Origin of the sequence: Pseudomonas pudica (assembly GCF_015680405.1) — a bacterium.
In the GTDB taxonomy this organism is placed as follows: domain Bacteria; phylum Pseudomonadota; class Gammaproteobacteria; order Pseudomonadales; family Pseudomonadaceae; genus Aquipseudomonas; species Aquipseudomonas pudica.
In genome coordinates, this window is record NZ_JADLJS010000002.1 from 96035 (window position 1) to 112026 (window position 15992).

General features: G+C 62.2%; 16 protein-coding genes and 1 pseudogene. 7 read left to right on the forward strand and 10 right to left on the reverse strand.

Features of this window, described 5'->3' with window-relative positions:
- Positions 1-18: 18 nt before the first annotated feature.
- A complete protein-coding gene (locus IRZ77_RS02055; protein WP_108481068.1) occupies positions 19-1098 on the forward strand; it encodes a zinc-binding metallopeptidase family protein in 1080 nt (359 codons plus the stop codon).
- Between the two features lie 3 nt (positions 1099-1101).
- Here IRZ77_RS02055 and IRZ77_RS02060 read toward each other — a convergent pair whose 3' ends face one another.
- A complete protein-coding gene (locus tag IRZ77_RS02060; protein ID WP_108481067.1) occupies positions 1102-1518 on the reverse strand; it encodes a low affinity iron permease family protein in 417 nt (138 codons plus the stop codon).
- Between the two features lie 148 nt (positions 1519-1666).
- Between IRZ77_RS02060 and IRZ77_RS02065 the strand changes: the two genes are divergently transcribed.
- Positions 1667-2617 (forward strand): LysR family transcriptional regulator, encoded by a 951-nt coding sequence (locus IRZ77_RS02065; RefSeq protein ID WP_196172777.1) that lies wholly within the window; start codon positions 1667-1669, stop codon positions 2615-2617.
- 49 nt (positions 2618-2666) lie between these two features.
- Here IRZ77_RS02065 and IRZ77_RS02070 read toward each other — a convergent pair whose 3' ends face one another.
- Together IRZ77_RS02070 and IRZ77_RS02075 are read right to left on the reverse strand one after the other, a co-directional pair.
- A complete protein-coding gene (locus IRZ77_RS02070) occupies positions 2667-3674 on the reverse strand; it encodes a zinc-binding alcohol dehydrogenase family protein (protein ID WP_196172779.1) in 1008 nt (335 codons plus the stop codon).
- A 168-nt stretch (positions 3675-3842) separates the two neighbouring features.
- On the reverse strand, positions 3843-4640 hold the full coding sequence (locus tag IRZ77_RS02075; protein ID WP_196172781.1) for an SDR family NAD(P)-dependent oxidoreductase: 798 nt from the start codon (positions 4638-4640) through the stop codon (positions 3843-3845).
- Positions 4641-4747: 107 nt separating this feature from the next.
- Between IRZ77_RS02075 and IRZ77_RS02080 the strand changes: the two genes are divergently transcribed.
- Positions 4748-5701, forward strand: coding sequence for a GlxA family transcriptional regulator (locus IRZ77_RS02080; protein WP_046614137.1), 954 nt, complete (start codon positions 4748-4750; stop codon positions 5699-5701).
- 60 nt (positions 5702-5761) lie between these two features.
- On the opposite strand, the gene IRZ77_RS02085 is transcribed toward IRZ77_RS02080, so the two are convergent.
- The 4 genes and pseudogenes from IRZ77_RS02085 to IRZ77_RS02100 form a co-directional block, all read right to left on the reverse strand.
- Complete coding sequence (locus tag IRZ77_RS02085) at positions 5762-6139, reverse strand: NUDIX domain-containing protein (protein ID WP_108481063.1); 378 nt, start codon at positions 6137-6139, stop codon at positions 5762-5764.
- 66 nt (positions 6140-6205) lie between these two features.
- The gene (locus tag IRZ77_RS02090; RefSeq protein WP_196172782.1) at positions 6206-6517 is read right to left on the reverse strand and encodes a hypothetical protein; all 312 of its coding nucleotides are present in this window, start codon (positions 6515-6517) and stop codon (positions 6206-6208) included.
- A gap of 250 nt (positions 6518-6767) precedes the next feature.
- Positions 6768-7142, reverse strand: a pseudogene (locus IRZ77_RS27245) (helix-turn-helix domain-containing protein); the annotation flags it as partial.
- 173 nt (positions 7143-7315) lie between these two features.
- The gene (locus tag IRZ77_RS02100) at positions 7316-8002 is read right to left on the reverse strand and encodes a hydrolase (RefSeq protein ID WP_003258732.1); all 687 of its coding nucleotides are present in this window, start codon (positions 8000-8002) and stop codon (positions 7316-7318) included.
- Positions 8003-8265: 263 nt separating this feature from the next.
- Here IRZ77_RS02100 and IRZ77_RS02105 point away from each other — a divergent pair, with 263 nt between their 5' ends.
- Positions 8266-8727 (forward strand): Rid family hydrolase, encoded by a 462-nt coding sequence (locus IRZ77_RS02105; protein WP_046614140.1) that lies wholly within the window; start codon positions 8266-8268, stop codon positions 8725-8727.
- A gap of 20 nt (positions 8728-8747) precedes the next feature.
- Here the strand turns inward: IRZ77_RS02105 and IRZ77_RS02110 are convergent, their stop codons facing one another.
- Positions 8748-9725, reverse strand: coding sequence for a LysR family transcriptional regulator (locus IRZ77_RS02110; protein ID WP_196172783.1), 978 nt, complete (start codon positions 9723-9725; stop codon positions 8748-8750).
- Positions 9726-9969: 244 nt separating this feature from the next.
- On the opposite strand from IRZ77_RS02110, the gene arfB reads away from it, so the two are divergent.
- A complete protein-coding gene (gene arfB / locus IRZ77_RS02115; protein WP_108481060.1) occupies positions 9970-10383 on the forward strand; it encodes an alternative ribosome rescue aminoacyl-tRNA hydrolase ArfB in 414 nt (137 codons plus the stop codon).
- Positions 10384-10459: 76 nt separating this feature from the next.
- On the opposite strand, the gene IRZ77_RS02120 is transcribed toward arfB, so the two are convergent.
- Positions 10460-11779 carry a spinster family MFS transporter gene (locus IRZ77_RS02120; RefSeq protein ID WP_173015098.1) on the reverse strand — a complete coding sequence of 440 codons (1320 nt, stop codon included), beginning with the start codon at positions 11777-11779 and terminating at the stop codon, positions 10460-10462.
- A complete protein-coding gene (locus IRZ77_RS02125; RefSeq protein WP_108481059.1) occupies positions 11776-12759 on the reverse strand; it encodes a flavin reductase family protein in 984 nt (327 codons plus the stop codon). Before IRZ77_RS02125 ends, IRZ77_RS02120 begins: the two co-directional genes overlap by 4 nt.
- Positions 12760-12943: 184 nt before the next feature.
- Between IRZ77_RS02125 and IRZ77_RS02130 the strand changes: the two genes are divergently transcribed.
- Complete coding sequence (locus IRZ77_RS02130; RefSeq protein ID WP_196172784.1) at positions 12944-14380, forward strand: coniferyl aldehyde dehydrogenase; 1437 nt, start codon at positions 12944-12946, stop codon at positions 14378-14380.
- 32 nt (positions 14381-14412) lie between these two features.
- The gene (locus IRZ77_RS02135; protein WP_230384990.1) at positions 14413-15984 is read left to right on the forward strand and encodes an amidase; all 1572 of its coding nucleotides are present in this window, start codon (positions 14413-14415) and stop codon (positions 15982-15984) included.
- Positions 15985-15992 lie beyond the last annotated feature (8 nt).

A 15992-nucleotide genomic window follows, 5' to 3' on the forward strand; every position in this document is an offset into this window, starting at 1 on the left:
AACCAGGAGGGCTCTGTTTTGAAGATCGACGCATTGTTGAGTGAACTCCTCTATGCCCGTGGGCCTGGGGGACAAGAGGATGAGGTGCGGGATATTTGCCTGCGAGAGCTCGGCAGTTATTGCGATGACACGCACACCGATGCCGCCGGCAACGTGGTAGGGGTCATTCGTGCCGGGCTTGCATGCGATCCGCAGACAGCCATACGTGTAATGGCCCATCTCGATGAGATCGCAATGATCGTCAAGAATGTCCAAGACAACGGCACCCTCGAGGTGCTTGCCCTCGGGGGAGCGCAACCGATCAGCTTTGGTGTCTGCCCCGTGGATATCCTGGGCGATAAGCAGATAGTGCCTGGCGTGCTGTCCTATGGCTCGATGCACAGTAGCGGTCGTACTGCCAACGGAAAAGACGTGCTGGCGGGAAATGTTCAATGGAACGACGTGCATGTCGTCACACGCAAGACCAAACAGGAACTCCAGAAGTCGGGAATCCGACCGGGTACCCGAGCCGTGCTAAGCCAGCACTGGCGTCAGCCCTTCAAAGTGCAGGACTGCGTTGCTGCACACTTTCTCGATGACCGTGCTCCCATCAGTGCTGTCATCCTCTGTGCAAAGCTGCTGGGTGAAAGGCGAGAGGCATTGAAGCAGGATGTCTGGTTCGTGCTCACCACACTGGAGGAGGAATCGAATGCCGGCGCCATGTACGCCGCGTCCCGGTTGCCCGGTGATACCACCATTGCCGTCGAGGTCGGCCCGGTGCTCGATGAATACGGTACGGAGCTATCGGTCAACCCGATCGTCAATACCGGTGACCAGAAGGGCTACTACAGCCGCACCGTGGTTCAAGGCCTTATCGCCGCTGGGCGCAGGGCAGGTTATGAGCCGCAGGCGGCATTGCTCGTCGACTTTGCGTCAGATGCGAGTGCGGTATTGAGCGCCGGGATCGATGCCCGGGCGGGCTGCATTGCGATCCCGACAGAGAATACCCATGGCTTTGAGATGGTGCTCCTGGATGGTATTTCGGCCTGTGCTGAGACCCTGGCTGAATTTCTGCTGGGATGCCAGGACGAACAGCCCGAAGCAAACGACCATGATTGACCTCTAGCGCTGCAGGTTGTCCCGAGCGGCATCGTCTGCCTGCTGTTCGCGAGGCGACTGTGGAGCCGGTTCGCAGTTTCGGCCCATCGCCTGGTACTCCTTGCGAAGTTTATGGATCTCCCGATTGTCGAGAGATTCGAGCCCTAGTACCGATTGCTCTGCAGACTTTGTAGCGCGGATCAGCTCGTCGAGCTTCACGTGGATGACGTCATTGTCACGGTTCTGGGTGTTCTGAATCAGAAAGACCATCAGGAAAGTGATGATGGTCGTCGATGTGTTGACGATCAGTTGCCAGGTATCGTTGTAGTGAAACCAGGGCCCGGAGGCAGCCCACAGGGTAATGAGCACCACGGCAATGATGAACGTGCTTGGTTTACCGGCGCGCTTGGCGAGCCATTGGCAGAACAGCGCGAATTTCATGATGTTATCTCCACTGCTATCTATGATTCTGACCGCAGCAGGGCGCTGAAATCTTTTTTACTTTTTCGCCTGGATGACGCGGCACGCCTGGCACGCTCCCATTTCCTGCAAGCCAACGCTGGGCACGTATCAGGATTGCCGCTACGCTTTGATCCTCGCGCCAGGTCAAGACATTTCCACAGTGAAGAAAACAGTTCGGTTTGATGACCTTCAGGTCTTCGTCACCACAGCCTCCGCCGGCAGCTTCTCGGCAGCAGCCAGGTTGTTGGATATTTCACCGGCCTTGGCCAGCGGGGCAGTCCAGCGCCTGGAAAGCAGCCTGGGGGCCAGGTTGTTCGTGCGTTCCACAAGGCGTTTGCGGCTTTCGGATGATGGCGAGCGATATCTGCCCCATGCCCGTCAGGCCTTGGAGGCACTGGGCAACGGCGAGGTGGCGCTGACCGAGGGGCGAGATGAGATCGCGGGTACACTTCGCCTGTCCATGCCTTCGGATATTGGCAGGAATCTGTTGCTGCCCTGGCTGGACGACTTCCAGCAATCGCACCCCAAGGTGAAGCTGCAACTGCGGGTCAGCGATCAGGTAGCCGACCTTGTCGGCCAACAATTGGATGCGAGTATCCGATATGGGCAGCTGGCAGATTCCGGCCTTGTTTCACTGATGCTTGCCCCTGGCAATCGCAGAACAGTCTGTGCCTCACCACGTTACCTGGCACGGCATGGGGCACCAGACGCCTTGGAGGATCTGGTCAGGCACAATTGCCTGCGTTATGTGATGGGCGAGCAAACCTACGAGCGATGGAGCTTTCATTTGCCCGATGGCGTCAGGACCGTGCAAGTCACAGGTGACCGTGTCAGCGATGACGCCGATATCGTTCGGCGCTGGGGCGTCGAAGGGTTGGGGATCGTTTACAAATCCAGGCTGGATGTGCTGGCGGACATACGCGCCGGTCGGCTGATCGAGTTGTTTCCCGGGGATTACGGCCAACCTGCGCCATTGCAACTGGTGTGCGCTCATCGAACATCGCTCACACCGGCTGTGCAGGTGCTCAGAGCGTTTCTGGCGGAGCGTTTCGAGCAGCTCGTCGCTGCTGCTGAATAAGCTGACGGGGCGCATGGCCCCGCCTTCGTTGCCTTGGCTGGATCAGTGATCAGAAGCCTTCCAGGACAATCTTGCCTTTTGCCTTGCCACTTTCGATCAGGGCATGGGCGCGTTTGAGGTTGCTGGCACTGATGCTGCCGAAGTGCTCGCCAACGGTGGTCTTGATGACCCCCTCGTCGACCAGCGCCGATACCTTTTCCAGCAGATGGTGCTGCTTGATCATGTCCTCGGTCTGGTACAGCGAGCGGGTGAACATGAGCTCCCAGTGCACCGACAGCGATTTGCGCTTGAACGGCACGATATCGAGATGCTGAGGGTCATCGATCAGCGCGAGCTTGCCCTGTGGCCGCAGCACTTCGACGATCTGCGCGAGGTACGCATCGGTGTGGGTCAGGCTGATGACGTAATCCACCGGGTTGAGCTGAAGTTGTTCCAGTTGCAGGGCAAAGGAAGCCGAATGGTCGATGACATGATGTGCCCCGAGTTCGCTGACCCAGGCTTGGGTTTCAGGCCGTGACGCGGTGCCGATCACCTTGAGCTGGGTACGCTTGCGTGCAAGCTGCACCAGGATCGAACCAACACCGCCGCCAGCGCCGATGACCAGCAGGCTCTTGCCAATGCCGCCATTTTCCTCCACACCCAGGCGGTCGAACAGCAGTTCCCAGGCGGTGATGGAGGTCAGCGGCAAGGCTGCGGCACTGGCATTGTCCAGAGTGCGGGGCTTGTGCCCGACGATGCGCTCGTCGACCAGGTGAAATTCGCTGTAACTGCCCGGGCGGTCGATTGCACCGGCGTAGAACACTTCGTCGCCAGGCTGGAACATCGACACCTCGGCGCCGACCTCGCGGACGATCCCGACGGCATCCCATCCCAACACTTGAGGGTGGTCACCGCTGCGGCTGGCTCTGACCTTGGTATCGACCGGGTTCACCGCGATGGCTTTGACTTCCACCAACAGGTCCCTGGCACCAGGTGTGGGCTTGGGCAGTTCATGCTCATACAAGGACCGGGGATCTTGTATCGGGAGGCCGGGCGTGTCGTAGACGATTGCTTTCATGTGGATGTGAACCTTCTGGTGAGCAGTGGTGACAGGTTAAGCACCCCGGGCTTCCTGAAAAACCCGGCTATTGCCGGAACACTTTCCGCGTTTCGCTGATAATCGGGTGGCTGTCGCCCTGGTCGACAGGCCGACAGCTACACCCGGTACTGGCGCTGGCAACCGTGATCAATTGGCGTTGTAACGTGGGGCCAGCCGATTGCTGGACAGTTGGCCGAACAGGGCTTGCCGGCTTGCCTCGTAACGTTCGAAGGACTGCAGGTCGTGCATTGAAGGGATGGAGATCAGTACCTCGTCGTCAAAGTCCTGCAGGGCCCCGTCCACCAGGTCCTGGGCCGACATCACGATGCCTGGGTCCAGGTTTTCGACCGGCAAGCCGCCGATCTGCCAGAAGTCGGTAGCGGTTGCCCCTGGCAGCACAGCCTGGATCCTGATGCCTTTTTCCGCAAGCTCCCTGTGCAGTGACTGGGTAAAGGCGGTGACATACGCCTTGCTGCCACCATACACACCGTTGAGCAACTCCGGCGCCAGGCTGACAATGGACGAGATGTTGATCACGGCGCCTTGCTTGCGGGCGACAAATCCAGGGATGGCGGCATAGGTAAGGCGGGTGAGGGCGGTGACGTTGAGAGTGATCATTTCAGCCATGCGCTCGACATCACTCTCCAGCAGGCTGGTGTGCGTGCCTATGCCCGCGTTGTTCACCAGCAGGCTGATGCTGGCGTCCTCGCGCAATTTGCGTTCTACCTTGGCCAGATCATCCGGGTTTGCCAGGTCTGCCGGAAGTACCTCCACGTTCTGCCGGGTTTCTGTAGTCAGCCGGCTGGCCAGGGTGTTCAGGCGCTCCCGATTGCGGGCCACCAGCACCAGGTCGTAACCCCGACGCGCCAGGCGGTCTGCGTAGATCGAACCGATGCCGGTGGAGGCGCCTGTGATGAGTGCAGTACCTTTGAATTGCTGTTTCATGGTCGTGCTCCGTTGTTGGGTGTGGAGCCCATGATGCAGAAGGTCGTCTTTGTCTCAAACGACACATATGGTACGTTTTCAGGACATTGAACTGTGGAGCGTCAACCATGCACCGGGTCGGCTATCTCATCACCGAAGGTTTCCAGATCATGTCGCTGGCGACGCAGGCCGTGTTCGAATTCGCGAACATCGTCGCGGGCGAAACGGTTTACAAGATCCAGAATTTTTCCGTCGGGGGCGGAACGGTGCGGTCTTCCCTGGGCATGTACATGGACACACTGCCATTGGGCGCTCCTGGTTTGGCTGATACCTGGATGATCACGGGCACTCTGACCCCGCTGACCCCGCCAGGCGATGACGTGCTGGCCAGCGTTCGCGGCTTTGTCGACGGCGCCCGCCGCATCGCTGGCCTGTGTACCGGCTGTTTCGTGCTGGCCCAGGCCGGAGTGTTGGATAACCGGCGCGCCACGACACACTGGGCCTATGCGAAAAAGCTGCGTGAACTGCACCCGAAAATCGAAGTGGAAGAAGACCGAATCTTCATTGTGGATGGGCCGATCTGGACATCCGCCGGGATGACCGCCGCCCTGGACATGGCGCTGGGCATGGTGGAAAAGGATCTGGGAACCGAGATGGCCAGGTCGGTGGCACGAAAGCTGGTGATGCATCAGCGCCGCTCCGGTGGGCAATCGCAACATTCCGAACTGCTCACGCTTTCGCCGAAATCTGATCGGATTCAGAACGCCCTGGATTACGCCCGCAAGCATTTGAATCGTCCATTGAGTGTGGAGGAGCTCGCAGAATCCGTACATCTGAGCCCTCGGCAATTTACCCGCGTATTCACTGCAGAGACAGGCCAGTCACCCGCAAAGGCTGTGGAGAGCCTGCGTCTTGAGGCTGCCCGCTTGATGATCGAGCAGAGCCGTCACAGCCTGGATGTGGTGGCGAAGGAGACAGGGTTCAGGGACCGTCGGCATATGCGGGAGGTGTTCATTCGTGGTTTCGGTGTCCCGCCCCAAGCTGTGCGAAGAGATGCCCGGCGGGTGGTATCGGCCGAATGACAAGCGCTGAATCGGGTTAATGCACACCAGGTCCATATGCGCTGTGCTGCCGATAAAGCACTACACAGGGAGCAGATGCTCTCGTTCAAGCAGCTCGATATTGGACGGTTTGACGTGCACTTTGTGAATTTCGGGCGCTGTAAACCAGCGGCACTCCACGATTTCGTGATTTGCAGCGGGTTGCGCGCCAGGTTCGACAGGCAGCTGATAGAGGTAGTGTTCCTCGGCTGCAAGCATGTAGTGATTGAGGAACCTGGCCCCGTCGAAGGATAGGCAAGTCTCCTCCATCAGCTCGCGCTGCGCAGCATCCAGGTGATGCTCGCCTGGATCGATTTTCCCACCTGGCAACGACCATTCAGCGCTTTGCTTGCGCACGAAAAGGATGCGTCCTGCTTGCAGGCAAATGACTGTCGAATGCCGTTCTCTGGAGTTGTTCATCAGGAGCCTCCCATACGATGGAGGTGGCATCAGGGCAGAACTCACCCTGATGCCCGCTGCGGATGATCAGCGATCTTTATCCCACTGCTGGTCATCTGCCTGGTTTTGCTGACCGCCCATGCGGTCCTTGTCTGTCACGTTCTGGTTCTGCTTTTCAGTAGTACGCTGGCCGCCTTGGCTGCCTGTGTCACGGGAACGTTCCCAGTCCTTGTTCATCTTGTCCTCAGGTTTCTGGCCGGACTGGCTGCCACCTTGCTGCTGGCCGGGCATCCGACCGCCCGAACCCTGGCCGCCTTGCTGGCCGGTGCCGGCAGTGTTGTTACCCATGCCAGTGTCAGCATTGCCTTGGTTGCCACCCTTGTCTTGATTGTTTGCCATGATCGCTTACCTCAGGTCAGACACAGGAAGGTCTGTGTGTACTGTTATGACCCGGGCCCGTTCCCGCGGTGTGCAAAGAATGTCTGGGAAGCTGACTAAACGCATTAACTTCAGGGGTACGAAATTTTGGTGTGTGGCCAGGAACGTACCTGGGACCGCCAGGGGTGGACATTGGTCGATGTCCAGCGTCAGCGTCAGCGACAGAGCACAAATGTGCTCCCTGACTGAGCAGAGGCTCAGTTCGAATGGACGCTTGTCGCTGCCAGGCCTGCGGCGACATCCCCTCGGCCTTCACGAATGTGCGACAGAAGTGGGACTGATCGCAGAAACCGCACTCCAGTGCGATCTCGGCAAGCATCATTCCCGAGCCCCCCAGTAGTTCCTTGCTTTTGCGCAACCGTTGTTCACGCATCCACTGCTGCGGGGGCACGTGCATGGTATCCCTGAACATTCGTGTGAAATGGCTACGCGACAGCGAGCAGGCTTGGGCGAGTTCCGTAACAGTTATGCCAGTGTCCAGGTTCTCCAGCATCAACTTCTTGGCAGTCGTGACCTGCCAGGGCTTGAGGAGCCCGGTTGTTTTCAGTGCGACAGTCGCCAGCACAGTGCAGTGATCGCTGTTCATACCAATCCATTAATCAATGAAGTGGGCACGCACGTTTCGAGGGGGCAGAGCAGGCCACTGCAGCCTTGGGCGGGCTACAGACGATAACACTCGATTCGATGGCCTGGCTCAGCCAGCCGGCGTACCCATCAGCGGGTCAATGAACAGCCCCTGGATGCAGGGGCTGGCAATGGTCAGACAGCGGCAGCAACCGGGGCCAGGGTTGGGCCGTGCTGAACGCGCTCTGGAGCTTTGTGCACCATGGTGTAGGCATAGTCGACACCCATGCCGTACGCGCCGGAGTGTTCTTTCACCAGTTCCATGACGGCATCGTAGGTGTCGCGGTTTTTCCAGTCGCGCTGCCACTCCAGCAGCACTTGTTGCCAGGTCACCGGAATCACGCCTGCCTGAATCATGCGCTGCATGGCGTAGTCGTGGGCTTCCTTGGTGGTGCCACCGGAGGCGTCGGCAACCATGTAGATTTCATAGCCGGCATCGTTCATTGCAGACAGCGCGAACGTGGTGTTGCATACCTCCGTCCACAGGCCGGAAACGATGATCTTGTTGCGCCCGTTTTTCTTGAGCGCGTCACGCACCTTCTGGTCATCCCAGGAGTTCATGGAGGTTCGCTCCAGCAGCGGAGCGTCGGGGAAGACGGCGAGCAGCTCGGGGTAGGTGTGCCCAGAGAAGCTTTCAGTTTCGACCGTCGTGATGGTGGTGGGCACATTGAAGATCCTGGCTGCCTTGGCCAGGCCTACGGTGTTGTTTTTCAGCGTCTGGCGATCGATGCTCTGAACGCCAAAGGCCATCTGCGGCTGCTGATCGATGAAGATCAGTTGGCTGTTGAATGGGGTCAGGACTTCAGTTTTTGGATTGTTCATTGTTGTTCCCTGTCAGTTGGATGGTAGTCATCGCACAAGTCACGGCGCCTGCCTTCGGCAGACTGTGCTGAGGCACTGGATGACGTCCTCAGTGATGGCCGTTGCTTGAGTCCGAGCACAAGATAGCGAATCGCTGAGCGATGCGGTGGCGCACTTTTGCGCTCTCAGGAGCGCATTAATGCACCATCCGCTTGTTCATCCTGCTGCTAGGATTCGCCCGCAAACGCGGATCTACCTGATCCGGTTTACGCCAGGAGAAAGCGATGGCAGCTTCACAACCACTCAACAGACAAACCGCCTATTGGGGCGTGCCGTGGGAGAGTTCCTATGGGTATCCGCAGGCTCGGCGGGTAGGGAACGAGATCTACGTATCGGGCCAGTTCAATCATGACGAAGAAGGCAACCTGGTCGCGCCGGCACCGCTGGATCGTGACGGCAGGCCCTGTGATTTCTCTTCGATGGGGGATCAGATGCGTGCCGCCTACGACAATATCGCCAAGCTGCTCGCGCTGTATGGAGCGACGCTTGAAGATGTCGTGGAAGAGACGCTTTACGTACTGGACATGGACGCGGCCTTTGCCGTGGTCGGCAAGGTACGCAAGGCCGCCTACGGCACGGAGCGGCCTCAATGCGCCAGCAACATCATCGGCGTTTCGAGGCTTGCCCAGCGCCCACAACTGATCGAAATCGCCTGCAAAGCGGTACTTGGCCCACGCGCTGAGTGACCCGCACTCCCGGTTTCGCTCTACGTGACCGGGAGTACCAGTTGGCCCTCGATCAACGGCTTCTGATTGGCAACGGCAGCGGCACAGAATGTCATAAAGGCTTTGACCCGCCACGATTTGCGGATGTCCTGGTGCGTCAGCAGCCACAGCTCATCCTGCAGCTCCGGCTCCACCGGGCCGACGCGTTCAAGCCCTGGTGTGATATCACCCAGCATGCAGGGCAGAAAACCCACCCCCAGGCCTGCCGCGATTGCAGCACTTGCCGCCGCAACCGAATCGGTGCGGTACGAGATGCACTCGGCAGCGACCCTGTTTTCGACATAGCTCGTTGCCTTGAGCCCGCGTAGCGCCGCGGAATAGGAAACCCATGCCTGGCCTTCTGTGAACAGAGGAGCAGGCGATGTGTGGTTGCTGCTGCCGTAGGGCGCCCAGGCGATTGTGGCCAGTTTGCGACCCACCAGGCTTTCGGCGGGTTTCCTGGTGGCTCGAACCGCAATATCCGATTCGTCTCGCGCAAGGCTCAGTGATTCGTTGCCCACCAGCACCTCGATCGTGATGCCTTCATTGAGGGCCTTGAAATCCGCGATGATGGGGGTGAGGAAGTAAAGCAGCAGTGAGTCGCTGGTGGTGATACGAAGCTTTCCGAGTGGCCCTTGGCCGGCACGTGAGACACGCCTCGTCACGCTGACAATGTCCAGCTCCACGCGTTCGGCGAGAGCACGCAACTCCGCGCCCTCGATGGTGAGCAGATAGCCTGATTTGCGGTGGTCGAACAAGGCTACGCCCAGTGTTTTTTCAACCTGGGAGACCCTGCGGGAGACGGTGGACACGTTGATGCCGAGCTTCTTGGCCGTGGCAGCGCGATTGCCACACTCACTGAGCGTTTTGATGATCCGCAGGTCGTCCCATGAGAGCTGGTTGGCAGCCTCGCCCACGTTCCATTTCGCGACCTTGGGGGCGGCAGGGGCAGTTGGGGCATTTTCAGGTAACGACTTCACGAAATCCGTTCCAGATCAGATTTGCGACGATCATACGAGAAGGGGCTGCGTGAACCAAGGCAAAGAGATGTCGTACATGAGCACGTCAACACTTGTCGGGGTTATCCTGAACAGTAAGCCCGGGGCCTTTGGGGAACTACCATGCGCAAGCTGACACTCGCGACGGTCGCTTCTTCGAAGTCAGCCCGACTGGCATGATTGCCTGGCGAACCTGGATAATGGAGGGACTCACAAGGGCCATGCCATGCTGACCATCTCTGACAAGGTGCATCTGCCAGATGCCGACATCGAACTGACATACATCCGCGCGCAGGGCGCAGGTGGTCAGAATGTCAACAAAGTGTCCAGCGCCGTGCACCTGCGCTTCGACATTCCCGCCTCGTCGCTGCCTGAGTTCTACAAGGAGCGGCTGTTGGCGCTGCGTGACAGCCGCATCACCGGCGACGGTGTGTTGATCATCAAGGCACAGCAATACCGCACACAGGAACAGAACCGTGCTGACGCACTGGCGCGTCTTGCCGAGTTGATCATCACTGCCGGCAAGACCGAGAAGAAACGCCGCCCCACCAAGCCGACCCTCGGCTCGAAGACCCGTCGCCTCGAAGGAAAAGCCCGGCGCAGCACTGTCAAGGCGGGCCGGGGCAAGGTGGAATTCTAGGCTCCGTACGAAAAGAGATATCGCAGACACCGCATGGAACAAGCCAGTGGGTGCATGGCGGCGTATTATCCCGCGGTCAGCTGCGCTGTTCGCTGATATCGGCCTGCACATGCATCGAGGTGCGCAGTAATAGCAGCACCGCCCCGAGTACCGGAAGGCTCATCAACAACAGCGCGTAGCGCAGCGACTGCACGCCGAACAAGGGTTGCAGCAGGTCGCTGAGCAGGCCCGTCAACAGCGGGCCGGCCCCCACGCCCAGCAGAGTGCTGACGACGGTCTGCAGGGCCATGGCCGTGCCGCGTTGTTGTGGCGTCACCAGTTGCGTGACCAGGTTGTAGGACGGCGCCACCCACCACACAGCAAAGAAGCTGTACAACGCGCACCACAGCATGGCCACCGGTATCGGCAAAGCGCCCAGGTACATCAAGCGCTCGCTGGGCCACAGCAGGTAGCTGGCCAGTGCCGACAGCGCCGCCAGGTGCCCCAGCACCGGCAGTGACAGTTGCCAGTGTACGCCTCGGCGCGCCAGGCGGTCGCTCAGCCAGCCGCTGAACAGCCCGCCGATGCCGGCAGCGCTGCCGCAGACCACGCCGGCGAGCATGCCGGCTTCACGCAGCGACAGGCCGTGGGAGCGCACCAGGAAGCTGGTGTTCCACATGGCCACGGCATACGAGCCCAGGGTGGTCAGCCCACCCGCGAGAATCAGCCATCGGTACGGCGCCAGCGTCCACAGTGCACGGGCCTCGGCGCCAAGGCCGAGGCGCGGTGCCGGATGCGCATTCAGGTCCCAGCGGCCACGCACCGGCTCGCGCACCAGCAGCCCAAGGATGACGGCAAAGGCCAGGGCCGGCAGCCCCAGGGCGATGAACGCGGTCCGCCAGCCGTACTGCTCGACCACCCAGGCCCCGATGCTCAGGCCGATGATCGACGAGAAGGTTGGCGCGGCGGTGAAGCAGCTGATGGCGAACGAGCGCCGCTGCGGCGGATACAGGTCGGCGATCAGCGACAGCGACGCCGACGTGGTCGGCGCCTCGCTCACCGCCACCAGCATGCGCGCCAGGGCCAGCACCACGAAACTGCCCGCCAGCCCGCAGCTCATGGTGGCAAGCGCCCACAGCAGGCAGGCCAGCGCCAGCAGGCGCAGGCGCGGCACGCGGTCGACCAGGCGCCCGGCCGGCAAGCCGAGCAGCGCATACACCGCCGCGAAGGCCAGGCCCGAGATCAGGCCCAGCGAGCTGTCACCAACCTGGAACTCGGCCTTGATCGGCTCGAACATCACCGCCAGGATCTGCCTGCCGACAAAGTTGTCGGCGAACACCGCAGCCAGCAACAGCAGCAGGCCATGGCTGCGCCAGCCGACCGTGGTCGACGGCAGGGTAGGGGTGGCGCTACTCATCGCGGTGCCCAGAGGTCCGGCAGGCCGGGGTCGCTGACCACGATCAGGCGCTTGAGCAACACCTTCAGCGCCTGTGCATCGGCCTCGCCGAGCTTGCCGATAAGGTCTTCCTCGACCACCTTGGCCAGCGCTACCTGCTGCAACGACAGCTCGCGGCCGTTGGCGGTCAGCACGAAACGCAACTGTGCGGCATTGCCTTCTATGGCAACCAGGCCTTGGCGTTCGAGGAAGCGCATGCCGGCCAAGGTAACCACATGGCCGGTATAGCTGACGAAGGTGTTGAGCTCGTCCAGGCTCAGGTTGTCGCGGATCGACAGCACCGCCAGCACGAAGAACGCCTGTTCATCCAGTTGCTGGTTGCTGAGCAGCTGGCGCAACAGGTTGAGCACCTGGTAGTGACTGCGACCCAGCAGGTAGCCCAGCAGGTCTTCGGTGTAGCTGCACTCCGGTGGAGGCGGCGTGGTGGCCAGGCGCAGCTCGCTGCGCGGCTTGCGCGTGGCAAGGGCGTACTGGCCACTCTGGAAGGCCAGCGGTGCGCGGTCGCTGTGATCGAACGCCAGCACCTCGCCGACGAAGATCACATGGTCGCCGCCTTCGTACTGGAAGGCGGTGCGGCACTGGAAGCGTGCGGTGCAATCTTGCAGCAGCGGGGCATCGCTGATGCCGTTGTCGAGCTCGACTTCTGCGAACTTGTCCTCGCCCTGAGTGGCGAAGCGGCTCGACAGCTTCTCTTGCTCGATCGAAAGCACGTGCACGTTCCAGTGCTTGCCGTTGCTGAACACCGGCAGGCTGCGCGCCTGCTTGGACAGGCTCCATAGCACCAGCGGCGGGTTCAGCGACACCGAGTTGAAACTGTTGGCGGTAATGCCCACCGGCGCGCCATCTTCGCCCTGGGATGTGATGATGGTGACACCGGTGGTGAAGGTGCCGAGTGCGGCACGGAAGGCCTGGGGGTCGAAACCGATCTGTTGGGTTGCCATGGCTGGCCTCATGCGGGGTGGCTTTTGTGCCGCCAGTATTGGCTTGCAGGCCTTGCCGAGCATCGTCTCAACGGACTAACGCAGTGGCTCGATCCTGGTCCGATCGGACGAGGCGCAGCCCCCGCGCCATGGCTAGTGTGGCGCCATGCGCATCGGGCGCAGTCAACAGCCAGAGGAGACACCCATGCCACCCGTTCCGTCATCGGTCCAGGCGCTCAGCGGCCTGTTATCGCGGCAGCAAAGCGCCTTCGTCGGCGAGGGCGCCGTCACGGCCGAGCGCCGTCGTCAGCGCCTGCAGCGGGTGATCGACCTGCTGGTGCGTCACCATCAGGGCCTGACCCAGGCCATTGACGAGGATTTCGGCGGCCGGCCCGCCGGTTTCACCCTGATGAACGATGTGCTCGGTGCCCTGGCCAGCCTCAAGCACGCCAGGGACCACCTGCAGCAGTGGATGGCCGATGACCCCAGGGCGCCATTCGCGCCGTACGACCAGCTCGGCGCCAAGGCCTGGGTGCGTTACCAGCCCAAGGGCACGGTGGGCATCATCGGCACCTGGAATGCCCCGCTGTACACCCTGTTCAGCCCGCTGGCGTCGGCCCTCGCCGCTGGCAACCGGGCCATTCTCAAGCCTTCAGAGGTGCTGCCGCGCACGGCGGCACTGGTCGCCGAACTGTGCGCAGCGCACCTCGACCCGCTAGAGGTGGCGGTGGTGACCGGTGGCCCGGACCTGGCCGATGCCTTTACCGCACAGCCGTTCGACCACCTGGTGTTCACCGGCAGCACGGCGGTGGGCCGGCGGGTAATGGCCAACGCCGCGCAGAACCTGGTGCCGGTGACCCTGGAGCTGGGCGGCAAGTCGCCGGTGATCGTGTCTGCCAGCGCCGACCTGGCCAAGGCCGCGCACAGTATTGCCGTGGCCAAGGCCACCAATGCCGGGCAGATCTGCATCAACCCGGACCTGGTCTACGTACCGCGGGCAGCGCTGGAGCGCTTCATCGCCGCGCTGCGCAGCGCCTACAGTGCGCTCAATCCAACCGTGGCCGGCAACCCGGATGTGGTGGCCGTGGTCAATGCCCGGCACCTGGCGCGTGTCGAGGCGTTGGTGCAGGATGCGCAGCAGCTTGGCGTGCGCGTCGAAACGATGCCCGAGGTGGCCCCGGGCGCCGCGGATGAACGCCGTCGGCCCTTGAGCGTGGTGGTCAACCCACCCGAGCAGGCGCAGATCCTGCACGAAGAAATCTTCGGCCCGGCGCTGGTGGTGCTGGCCTATGACGCACTGGACGAGGTCATTGCCCAGATCAACAGCCGGCCACGGCCGCTGGCGCTGTACCACTTTGGCGACGACCCGCAAGAACAGCAGCAGGTGCTCGACCACACGCTGTCTGGCGGGGTGACGCTCAACGACGTGATGATGCATGCCGCCCTGCACGATGCGCCGTTTGGTGGTGTCGGTGCCTCGGGCATGGGGCACTATCACGGCCGCGAGGGGTTCCTCCAGTTCAGCCACCTGCGCACGGTGTTCCAGGCCCCGGCACACGACCCGCGCCGCGAGTGGGGGCTGCTGCCACCCTATGGCGAGCACTACCTTGCCGCCATGCTGGCGCAGGTCACTGCAGACTGATGCGTACTCACAACAATGAAGAACAGGACGCCATGAGTAACCAGATCCAAGATCCACACCCAACCCCTGGCACCAGCTGGTCGCGCCGTAGCGTACTCAAGGCCGGCGCCGTCGGCCTGGGCGCCGGCCTGCTGGGGCGCTTTGCCGATGCGGCGACCACCGGCCTTTCGGCTACCGACTACCAAGGCCTGGACGCCTGGGCCATGGCCGAGGCGGTGCGCGCCGGCAGCCTCAGTGGTGAAGAGCTGCTGGCCGCCGCGCTGGCCCGGCATGCCGCCGTCAACCCCAGGGTCGGCGCCGTGAACATGCTGCACGAGGCCTACGCACGGGCTTTGCTGGCCCGCCGGCGTGCGGCCGGTGACAGCGCCAAGGGCGCGCTGGCCGGGGTGCCGCTGCTGCTCAAGGACCTCAACACCTACCTGCAAGGCACGCCGACCACCCATGGCTGCCGGCTGTTCCGCGATGCGCCGCCGGCCAGCGTCACCAGTACACTGATCGCCCGCTATGAGCACGCCGGCGCGGTGCCGTTCGGCAAGACCACGTGCCCGGAATTCGGCCTCACCACCACCACCGAATCGCTGCTCTGGGGCCAGACCCACAACCCGTGGAACCTGGCCATGAGCGCTGGTGGCTCCTCTGGTGGCGCCGCTGCGGCGGTGGCCGCCGGCATCGTCCCGGTGGCACATGCCACCGACGGCGGCGGCTCGATCCGCATCCCGGCGTCGTACTGCGGCCTGGTCGGGCTCAAGCCCAGCCGTTACCGTACACCCAGTGGCCCGCTGCACTTCGAGGGTTGGTTCGGTGCCAGCGTCGGCAATGTGGTGTCGCGCACGTTGCGTGACACCGCACTGTTCCTCGACGCCGGGCAGGGCCACGAAGCCGGCAGCGCCTACTGGAGCGCACCGCTGCAGCGCCCCTACGTGGATGAGTTGCAGCGTGCGCCGGGCAAGTTGCGCGTGGCCGTGGTGCGCCAGTCGTTGACCGGCGCCCCCCTCGACGCTGCAGTGGCCACCACCCTGGAGCAGGCCATCAAGCAGTTGCAGGGCCTGGGCCATGAGCTCGAAGAGTTGCAGCTGGCCGTAGACCCGCGCGAGCTGTTCGGTGCCCATGGCACCGTGATCGGCACGGCGCTGTCGAGCCTGGTGCACGAGCGCGAGCAGGCGCTGGGCCGTGCGGCAGGGCCGGGCGACCTGGAGCAGATCACCCGGGTGGTGCTGGAACGGGCCCGTGCCACCAACGGCGAGGCGATGTACCGTGCCCGGCAGAGCTTCGAGCGCATCGGCGCGGCGATGGAGCAGCCGTTCAGCCGCTTCGATGTGATCCTCTCGCCGGTCACCGCCAACCTCACCCCGGCCCTGGGCCAGCTCAGCCTCGACCAGTCATGGGACAGCTACGCTCACCGGGCGATGGGCAGCGCCGGCTTCACCGTGCTGGCCAACGTCAGTGGCCAGCCATCGCTCTCGCTGCCACTGGGGCAGAGCGACAGCGGCTTGCCGGTGGGGATGCTGTTTACCGCCCGGCTGGGTGGCGAAGACGTACTGCTGCGCCTGGCCAGCCAGCTGGAACAGGACCGCCCTTGGGCCGGGCGCCGGGCGCAGCTGTAACTGCCTAG

Excerpts from the sequence above, each read along its gene's own strand:
- IRZ77_RS02085 (WP_108481063.1), bottom strand. The coding sequence starts at position 6,139 with ATGAACAACTCCAGAGAACGGCATTCGACAGTCATTTGCCTGCAAGCA.
- arfB (WP_108481060.1), top strand. The coding sequence starts at position 9,970 with ATGCTGACCATCTCTGACAAGGTGCATCTGCCAGATGCCGACATCGAA.
- IRZ77_RS02075 (WP_196172781.1), bottom strand. The coding sequence starts at position 4,640 with ATGAAACAGCAATTCAAAGGTACTGCACTCATCACAGGCGCCTCCACC.
- IRZ77_RS02070 (WP_196172779.1), bottom strand. The coding sequence starts at position 3,674 with ATGAAAGCAATCGTCTACGACACGCCCGGCCTCCCGATACAAGATCCC.
- IRZ77_RS02125 (WP_108481059.1), bottom strand. The coding sequence starts at position 12,759 with ATGGCAACCCAACAGATCGGTTTCGACCCCCAGGCCTTCCGTGCCGCA.
- IRZ77_RS02060 (WP_108481067.1), bottom strand. The coding sequence starts at position 1,518 with ATGAAATTCGCGCTGTTCTGCCAATGGCTCGCCAAGCGCGCCGGTAAA.
- IRZ77_RS02100 (WP_003258732.1), bottom strand. The coding sequence starts at position 8,002 with ATGAACAATCCAAAAACTGAAGTCCTGACCCCATTCAACAGCCAACTG.
- IRZ77_RS02130 (WP_196172784.1), top strand. The coding sequence starts at position 12,944 with ATGCCACCCGTTCCGTCATCGGTCCAGGCGCTCAGCGGCCTGTTATCG.
- IRZ77_RS02080 (WP_046614137.1), top strand. The coding sequence starts at position 4,748 with ATGCACCGGGTCGGCTATCTCATCACCGAAGGTTTCCAGATCATGTCG.
- IRZ77_RS02090 (WP_196172782.1), bottom strand. The coding sequence starts at position 6,517 with ATGGCAAACAATCAAGACAAGGGTGGCAACCAAGGCAATGCTGACACT.
- IRZ77_RS02120 (WP_173015098.1), bottom strand. The coding sequence starts at position 11,779 with ATGAGTAGCGCCACCCCTACCCTGCCGTCGACCACGGTCGGCTGGCGC.
- IRZ77_RS02135 (WP_230384990.1), top strand. The coding sequence starts at position 14,413 with ATGAGTAACCAGATCCAAGATCCACACCCAACCCCTGGCACCAGCTGG.
- IRZ77_RS02105 (WP_046614140.1), top strand. The coding sequence starts at position 8,266 with ATGGCAGCTTCACAACCACTCAACAGACAAACCGCCTATTGGGGCGTG.